Annotated in this window: 9 protein-coding genes and 1 other RNA gene; 7 read left to right on the top strand and 3 right to left on the bottom strand. The window is 63.1% G+C overall.

Features of this window, described 5'->3' with window-relative positions:
• Nucleotides 1-61 precede the first annotated feature (61 nt).
• A complete protein-coding gene (locus tag OB03_RS02280; protein WP_242912900.1) occupies nucleotides 62-751 on the bottom strand; it encodes a c-type cytochrome in 690 nt (229 codons plus the stop codon).
• Between the two features lie 150 nt (nucleotides 752-901).
• On the opposite strand from OB03_RS02280, the gene OB03_RS02285 reads away from it, so the two are divergent.
• Nucleotides 902-1,639 carry a 3-deoxy-manno-octulosonate cytidylyltransferase gene (locus OB03_RS02285; RefSeq protein WP_461343104.1) on the top strand — a complete coding sequence of 246 codons (738 nt, stop codon included), beginning with the start codon at nucleotides 902-904 and terminating at the stop codon, nucleotides 1,637-1,639.
• A 3-nt stretch (nucleotides 1,640-1,642) separates the two neighbouring features.
• On the opposite strand, the gene nudC is transcribed toward OB03_RS02285, so the two are convergent.
• Nucleotides 1,643-2,566: an NAD(+) diphosphatase gene (nudC, locus tag OB03_RS02290; protein WP_461343105.1), complete on the bottom strand. Its 924-nt coding sequence runs from the start codon at nucleotides 2,564-2,566 to the stop codon at nucleotides 1,643-1,645.
• A gap of 84 nt (nucleotides 2,567-2,650) precedes the next feature.
• On the opposite strand from nudC, the gene ffs reads away from it, so the two are divergent.
• From ffs to OB03_RS02305, 3 genes are all read left to right on the top strand, one after another.
• Nucleotides 2,651-2,746: signal recognition particle sRNA small type (gene ffs / locus OB03_RS02295), an RNA gene on the top strand.
• Between the two features lie 150 nt (nucleotides 2,747-2,896).
• Entirely contained in the window at nucleotides 2,897-3,295 is a 399-nt protein-coding gene (locus tag OB03_RS02300) for a DUF3597 domain-containing protein (RefSeq protein WP_461343106.1), read from the top strand.
• Between the two features lie 66 nt (nucleotides 3,296-3,361).
• Nucleotides 3,362-5,248 carry a DNA polymerase III subunit gamma/tau gene (locus OB03_RS02305; RefSeq protein WP_461343107.1) on the top strand — a complete coding sequence of 629 codons (1,887 nt, stop codon included), beginning with the start codon at nucleotides 3,362-3,364 and terminating at the stop codon, nucleotides 5,246-5,248.
• 55 nt (nucleotides 5,249-5,303) lie between these two features.
• Here the strand turns inward: OB03_RS02305 and OB03_RS02310 are convergent, their stop codons facing one another.
• A complete protein-coding gene (locus tag OB03_RS02310; protein WP_461343108.1) occupies nucleotides 5,304-5,930 on the bottom strand; it encodes a malonic semialdehyde reductase in 627 nt (208 codons plus the stop codon).
• A gap of 135 nt (nucleotides 5,931-6,065) precedes the next feature.
• Here OB03_RS02310 and OB03_RS02315 point away from each other — a divergent pair, with 135 nt between their 5' ends.
• The 3 genes from OB03_RS02315 to OB03_RS02325 form a co-directional block, all read left to right on the top strand.
• The gene (locus OB03_RS02315) at nucleotides 6,066-6,395 is read left to right on the top strand and encodes a YbaB/EbfC family nucleoid-associated protein (RefSeq protein WP_242912910.1); all 330 of its coding nucleotides are present in this window, start codon (nucleotides 6,066-6,068) and stop codon (nucleotides 6,393-6,395) included.
• Nucleotides 6,395-6,997: a recombination mediator RecR gene (gene recR / locus OB03_RS02320; protein WP_461343109.1), complete on the top strand. Its 603-nt coding sequence runs from the start codon at nucleotides 6,395-6,397 to the stop codon at nucleotides 6,995-6,997. The genes OB03_RS02315 and recR overlap by 1 nt, the downstream gene beginning before the upstream one ends.
• 71 nt (nucleotides 6,998-7,068) lie before the next feature.
• Nucleotides 7,069-7,387: hypothetical protein (locus OB03_RS02325; RefSeq protein ID WP_461343110.1), on the top strand; the 319-nt coding region annotated here is incomplete at its 3' end.

Genomic DNA, 7,387 nt, shown 5'->3' on the forward strand with positions numbered 1-7,387 from the left:
AAGAAAAAGGGGCGGCTCTGATCCAGAGCCGCCCCTTCTATTATGGTCGTGACCTTAAGCCTTAGGCGGCCGGTGCAACCGGTGCCGCTTGGGTGGTCGCAGCTGCGGCATCGGCCGGAGCGGCTTCACCGGTAGCCTCGGTGGCGGCAGCGCCTTCAGCGGGGGCTTCGCCCTCGGCCGGAGCTTCTGCACCCGGCTGACGTGCCGGATCCGGAGCCGGGATGCCCAGGCTCGAACCCTGCGCGCGCAGGTAGGCAATCAGGTTGATGCGGGTGGCTTCGTCGCGGATACCGGCGAACGACATCTTCGTGCCCGGGACATAACGGCCCGGTGCAGTCAGGAATTTGTCGATTTCGTCATAGCCCCAGGTCGGTGCCTCGGCCTTGTGCTTGGCCATGGCGTCCGAATAGGCGAAGCCAGCGGCGTGCATCACCGGACCGCCCAGAACACCGTACAGGTTCGGGCCGATACCGGCAGCACCACCGGAGTTGATGGTGTGGCAAGCCTGGCAGCGGGCAAAGGCAGCTTCACCGGCAGCCACATCGGCCGTCGGCAGCACCGTACCCCAGTCGATCGGCAGGGCCGGCGCGTCGCCGCCTGCGGACTCTTCCGGAGCGTCCACGAAATAGCCCATCTTTTCCGGAGCCTTGGTGTGATACACCGCGCCCGAAACCTGTTGGACCACCAGGATCGCAAAGGCGGTGCCCAGGCACGCGCCCATAATCTTGTTGAACTTCAGATCGCCGCTCATGCGCGTCGTCGCATCCCGTATCTAGATGAGCCCCCCGCCCGCATTGCGGCGTTCAGGCGTATTCCTTACGTTGGCGTCTCTTACACGCTAGCGCGACCTTATCAACCTGTCCGACGACATTGTCGGGCGAAACTGGACTTCTTTCTGGCCATGACACCTCTGATTTTGATCCCCGCACGTTTGGCAGCGACCCGTTTGCCGAACAAACCGCTGGCGGACATCGGGGGCAAGCCGATGATCGTGAGGGCTTGGGAAGCTGCGGCAAAATCAGGGTTTAGGGTCGCTGTCGCGGCGGGCGATCCTGAAATCGTCGAGGCGGTAACGACCGCTGGCGGTGAAGCTGTGCTGACCGATCCGGCGCTTCCGAGCGGATCGGACCGTATCCGCGTGGCGGCTGATTTGCTGGACCCTGAACGCCTGCACGATGTTGTTATCAATGTGCAGGGCGATATGCCGTTCGCCTCGCCCGATCTGTCGAAAATCTGCGCAGATCTTCTGGCGCGTCAGCCCGAAGCGGACATTGTGACGTTGGTGGCAGCCGAAACCGACGCCAGCGAGCGGGCCAACCCCGACGTGGTCAAGGGCGTGGTCGCTCTGGATGCAGACGGTCGCTCGGGTCGTGCGCTCTATTTCACCCGCTCGGTGCTGTATGGCGATGCGCCCGTCTGGCACCACATCGGCATCTATGGTTACCGCCGTGAGGCCCTGACCCGCTTCTGCGCCGCACCGCCTTCTCCGCTGGAGAAGCGCGAAAAGCTGGAGCAGTTGCGCGCGTTGGAAATGGGCATGACCATCTGGACCGGGATCATCGACGAGGCCCCTGTCTCGGTCGATAACGCCGAAGATCTTGAAGCAGCACGTGCTGTGGCCCGAGCCATCGAGGGCTAGGCCCTAGTCCTCGCTGTAAGCCCAACTGCTGATCAGTTGGTGGGCAATGGCAAAGGGTGGCGGCGAAATCAGTTCGGGATGGCTGCCGTCCACCAGCGCTCGGGCTTCGGCCCGCGTCAGCCAGACGACAGATTCCAGTTCCGAATGGTCGGGCACCGCATCACAGCTATCGACCTCGGCAATAAGGCCCAGCATCAGTTGCGCAGGGAAGGGCCACGGCTGGCTGGAATGATAGGCGACGCCGACGACATTCAGTCCGGCCTCTTCCTTCACTTCGCGGGCGCAAGCTTCCTCGACTGATTCGGCAGGCTCCACGAAACCGGCGAGGGCCGACATCCGTCCCTTCGGCCACTGGGGCTGACGGCCCAATAGGCAGATTGGCTCGTCTTTGCCCTTATAGACGGGCAGCATGATCACAACGGGATCGACGCGGGGAAAATGCTCGGTTCCGCAGGCGGGGCAGACGCGGCGCCATCCTCCAGATGCCTGTTCGGAGGGTTTACCGCAGGCCGAGCAGAATCCGTGACGTCGACGCCAGTCGAACAAACCCTTCGCCTCACCGGCCATGGCCGCTTCGGTTGCGGGCAGAATGGCAGCGGCTTCGCGCAGTTCGATAAATCGGCCCATGTGCTCGCACGGACCCGTCGTCGGGTCGATCGAGCCTTCGAACTCGATGGCGAAGGCCGGAATGTCTTTCCAGAGGCCAAGAAACAGGTCGCGGTCCTTGACCAGATCGCAGGCGTGCTCGAACGACAACCAGACCAGTCGCTCGCCGTCTCCGTGCGGCTCCACGAGCGGTCGACCTTCCCACATGACGAGCGCGGTCGCCTGAGGGTGGCGACGCTGCGCGGCCATCCAGTCGTTGTCGTTGCGAAGATCCCCTGCGCGGTCGAGGGGATTACCGGAAAAGGTGTTTTGCAGAACCATGTCTGATTACATAGGCTGAGATTGCCGCGACAGGAATGGTGCATCGGCCCTTGATTTGCGCGGCATCTCACGTCATATCCCGTCTCGGAGATCGTGCGGGCGAAGGCTTCGCCAACCTGGTCAGGGCCGGAAGGCAGCAGCCACAACGAATTCACCTTCGGGTCGTGCGGTCTCCACCTTTCTCTAAAAATGTCCGCGCCCATACGGGTTTGTAGCGTCCAGCCTCGGCAGGGCGCTTTTTTGTTACCCGTCTTTGCGGTTGTGTCGGGAACTGACCTGCCACTGCGTTCGCTTCCCTTGTCTTGATCACCGTAAGGGATGGGAATCGAAATGAGCATTCTCGGTAATATTCTGGGCCGCGTTTTCAAAAAGAAGGACGCTCCCGCTGCCGCTCCGGCCAGCGGCACCGCTGCTGCACCTGCACCTGCACCGGAACCGACCGCCGCCGCGGTGGCACCGCAACCGGCTTCTATTCAGGACGTGGACGTTGCGGGCATTCTGGACTTCATGAACGACCAGCGCGATCAAAAGCTCAACTGGCGCACCTCCATCGTCGACCTGATGAAACTGGTCGGCATGGAAAGCTCGCTTTCGGAGCGTAAAGAGCTGGCTGACGAGTTGGGCTACGCCGGCGACAAGTCGGACACGGCCTCGATGAACATCTGGCTGCACAAGCAGGTGATCCAGAAGATCCGCGACAACGGCGGCCAGCTGCCGAGCGATCTGTAAGATTCCTCACCTTGTCATGCGCGAAGGGGGTGCGAAAATCACCGCCTTCGCGCTATGACTTGAGGCATGAGCGATACCGATCACAACCTTGATGGTCCCCCATGGGACGTGGACGCCCCCGAAGAGGAGGCGCAAGAGCGTGATCCCAATACCTCCGACATGTTTGGCGCACCCGCCGAGCCGGCTCCCGAGCCGGCCGCCGCACCCGCGCCACCAGCGCCCCCTGCTGCCGAACCTGTAAAGCCTGCCGCCCCCGTTGCCCAAGAGGCTGAGGGCGAGGCCTATACGGTGCTGGCGCGCAAATACCGCCCGCGCACTTTCGAGGACCTGATCGGCCAGGAGGCCATGGTCCGCACCCTGACCAACGCCTTTGCCACGGGCCGTATCGCCCACGCCTTCATGCTGACGGGCGTTCGCGGGGTGGGTAAGACGACGACCGCCCGCCTGCTGGCACGTGCGCTCAACAACGAGACAGACGTCATCGACCGTCCCTCGCTGGAACTGACCGCCCATGGCCGCCACGATGCGGCGATCATGTCCGGTCAGCATATGGACGTGATCGAGATGGACGCCGCCTCCAACACGGGCGTTGGCGACATCCGCGAGCTGATCGAGAGCGTGCGCTACGCTCCGGTCGAGGCCCGCTACAAGGTTTATGTGCTCGACGAAGTGCACATGCTGTCGACAGCGGCGTTCAACGCCCTGCTGAAAACGCTGGAAGAGCCGCCGCCCCACGCCAAATTCATCTTCGCCACCACGGAAATCCGCAAGGTTCCGGTCACCATCCTGTCCCGCTGCCAGCGTTTCGACCTGCGTCGTGTGGAACCGGATGTGCTGTCGGGCCACCTTGGCCGCGTCGCCGAGCGCGAAGGCATGCGCATCGAGCAAGAGGCGCTGGCCCTGATTGCCCGCGCTGCCGAAGGTTCGGTGCGTGACGGCCTGTCGCTGCTGGATCAGGCGCTGGTTCAGGGCGAACGCGGCGAGACCGTCGTCGCCGAGACCGTGCGCGACATGCTGGGTCTGGCTGACCGCACCCAGACGATTGCCCTGTTTGAATCCATCATGGCGGGCCGCACTGCCGAGGCGCTACAGAACTTCCGCACGCTTTATGGCTATGGTGCCGATCCGGTTCAGGTCACCAACGACGTTCTGGAGCACTGCCATGCGGCCTCTGTGTCCAAGATGCTCGGCCCGAACGCCACGCGCCTGCCTAATGATCAGGCGCAAAAGCTGGCGGCGCTGGGCGCAGCCATTTCGGCAGGCACCCTATCGCGGGCATGGTCCATGCTGTTGAAGGCGCTGGAAGAGGTGCGCCGCGCGCCTAATCCGGCCGATGCGGTTGAGATGGCGATCGTCCGTCTGGCCTATGCGGCCGACCTTCCGGGGCCGGAAGATGCGTTGAAAGCCATCCAGAGCGGCCAGATGCCGGGCGGGGCAGGTCCCCGTGGCCGCGGCTCTGGCGGTGGTGGCGGCGGCGGCGGTGGCGGCGGGGCTTCGGCCATGCTGCAACCTCAGCCGGTTCAGGCACCGCAACTGCCCAATCCGCAGACCTTCGAGCAGGTCGTGGCCCTGATCGGCGAAAAGCGCGAGATCACGCTTCAGCTTGATGTCGAACGTTTCGTGCGTCCCGTCAGCTTCAAGCCCGGTGCCATCACCTATGAACCGGTGGATGGTGCCCCGTTCGATCTAGCCCGTCGTCTCTCGTCACGACTGAAGGAATGGACGGGCCGCACATGGCTCATCGCTGCCAATGGTCAGGGCGGCGGCGAGACCATGATCGAGAAGCACAACAAGGCCAAGGCCGCCCAGCGCGTGGCCGTCGAGACGGACCCGTTCATCGTCTCCCTGCTGAGCGCCTTCCCCGGTGCCGAAATCAAAGACATCCGTACTCTCGCGCCGTCGATCCAGACGCCGACAATTCCCGACGACGGCGAACCGGTCGAAGAAGACTGAACAGAAAAGGCCGCTCCCTGAGGAGCGGCCTTTTCTTTATGTGTGTGCGATCCGCTTACAGGATCTCGGCAGCCTGATCGAAGTCCAGACGCGGCGAGCGCGGGAACAGGTTTTCGTCGGTGCCATAGCCGATGTTCATGATGTAGTTCGGCTCGATATTGCCTTCCGGGAAGAACTCCTTCTTCACGCCCTCGGCGTCAAAGCCCGACATCGGACCCACGTCCAGACCCAGAGCGCGGGCGGCGATGGTCAGATAGCCACCTTGCAGCGACGAGTTACGGAAGGCGGCTTCCTTGCGGCCCTCTTCGGACGGGAACCAGTTCTTGGCGTCCGGTGCGTGCGGGAACAGCTGCGGCAGGGTTTCGTGGAAGTCCACGTCATAGCCGATGATGATGGTGACCGGAGCCTGACGGGTCTTGGCCTGGTTGCCTTCGCCCATGAGCGGGATCAGGCGGTCCTTGGCTTCATCCGACTGGACGAAGATCAGGCGGGCCGGCGTCATGTTGACGGCGGTCGGGCCGAACTTCATCAGGTCATAAAGCTGCTTCAGGGTCTCTTCGCTGACCTTGCGGTCGCTCCACGCGTTGCGGGTGCGGGCCTCGGTGAACAGTTGGGCGATGACCTGATCGGCGACCGGCAGGCTACGATCGTTTGCGTTATCATAGGCCAAGGCGGCCTCCATCAGCTAATTAAAACAACTGCTGTTGCAAATAGCGCGTTCATCGCGGGATGCAAGAGGTAGGAATAAAGTTTTTCGGACCCCCCTCCGCCCATCTGGGGACTGGAGGCGAGGGCCGGAACACCCTATCTAGAGGGTATGAAAGACCTTAACGCACTGATGCAACAGGCGCAGGCCATGCAGCAAAAACTGCAAGAGGCCCAAGCCAAGATGGCCGAATCCACTGCCGAGGGCACCTCGGGCGGTGGTCTGGTGACCGTGACCCTTAAAGGTCCGGGCGAAGTGACCGGCGTGAAAATCGACGACAGCCTGATGGCTCCGGGCGAGGGTGAAATCCTGTCTGACCTGATCGTCGCGGCTCATGCCGATGCCAAGCGCAAGCTGGACGAGATCAACAACGCCCTGATGCGCGAGGCCGCTGGCCCGATGGCCGGAATGAATATTCCGGGCATGCCGAAGCTGTTCTGATGGCCGCGACTGCAGGGCCTGAAATCGAGCGCCTCATCTCCCTTCTGGCCAAGTTGCCGGGGATGGGGCCGCGCTCGGCGCGCCGTGCTGCGCTGGCCCTGCTCAAGCGGCGCGAGCAACTGCTAGTGCCGCTGGCGGCCTCTATGGCCGAAACGGCCGAGAAGGTCGTGAACTGCTCGGTCTGTTCTGCGCCCGATACGCGCAACCCTTGCGCCATCTGCTCGGACCAGAGCCGCGACAATGCCCTGATCTGTGTGGTCGAGGAAGCCGGTGCCCTGTGGGCGATGGAACGCTCGGGTGCCTTCCGTGGCAAATACCATGTGCTGGGCGGCTTGCTGTCGGCGCTCGATGGGGTTGGCCCTGACCAGATCCGTGTTGGCGAACTGATTGGCCGCGCCAAGGCAGGCGATGTTCGCGAAGTGGTGCTGGCCCTGCCTGCCACCGTCGATGGTCAGACGACCGCGCACTATCTGTCTGAAAAGCTGGCTGCGGCGGGCGTCGAGGTCACCAGTCTTGCACGCGGTGTCCCCGTGGGTGGCGAGTTAGACTGGCTGGATGACGGAACGATTGTGCAGGCTTTGCGGGCGCGTCGTCCCGCATAATCAAAATCTTGCGTCCGTATCTGACGCAAAGCTGAGCCAATACTGGCCGGACGGGATTAAGAGGTCGGTCGATGATGGTAGAGATTCTTCTGGGCGTAGCGGTGGTGCTGGCGGCAGCTTCGGCTGTGCTGGCCTTCCTCGGCTTTTCGGCAGCGAAGCGGGCGGAGGCAGCCGCCTCGTCCGACGATCTGGCCGATCTGCTGGAGGCCGCACTGCGCCGTGAGCTGGGCCAGATGCGTCTGGAGTTTGACTCCAAATCCGCCACCCAGCGTCAGGAACTGGCGCAAGCGCTTGCCACCAATGCGGGTCACTTGGGCCAGCAGATGTCGTCCCTGACCACCAGCTTTGACAAGCGCCTGACCGCCTTTGCCGAAATCCAGCATAAGACCG

Source organism: Brevundimonas sp. GN22 (genome assembly GCF_054824005.1).

What these genes read in the sequence shown, in the direction of transcription:
- OB03_RS02285 (WP_461343104.1), top strand. Translation starts at nt 902, where the DNA reads ATGACACCTCTGATTTTGATCCCCGCACGTTTGGCAGCGACCCGTTTG.
- OB03_RS02300 (WP_461343106.1), top strand. Translation starts at nt 2,897, where the DNA reads ATGAGCATTCTCGGTAATATTCTGGGCCGCGTTTTCAAAAAGAAGGAC.
- nudC (WP_461343105.1), bottom strand. Translation starts at nt 2,566, where the DNA reads ATGGTTCTGCAAAACACCTTTTCCGGTAATCCCCTCGACCGCGCAGGG.
- OB03_RS02280 (WP_242912900.1), bottom strand. Translation starts at nt 751, where the DNA reads ATGAGCGGCGATCTGAAGTTCAACAAGATTATGGGCGCGTGCCTGGGC.
- OB03_RS02310 (WP_461343108.1), bottom strand. Translation starts at nt 5,930, where the DNA reads ATGGAGGCCGCCTTGGCCTATGATAACGCAAACGATCGTAGCCTGCCG.
- recR (WP_461343109.1), top strand. Translation starts at nt 6,395, where the DNA reads ATGGCCGCGACTGCAGGGCCTGAAATCGAGCGCCTCATCTCCCTTCTG.
- OB03_RS02305 (WP_461343107.1), top strand. Translation starts at nt 3,362, where the DNA reads ATGAGCGATACCGATCACAACCTTGATGGTCCCCCATGGGACGTGGAC.
- OB03_RS02315 (WP_242912910.1), top strand. Translation starts at nt 6,066, where the DNA reads ATGAAAGACCTTAACGCACTGATGCAACAGGCGCAGGCCATGCAGCAA.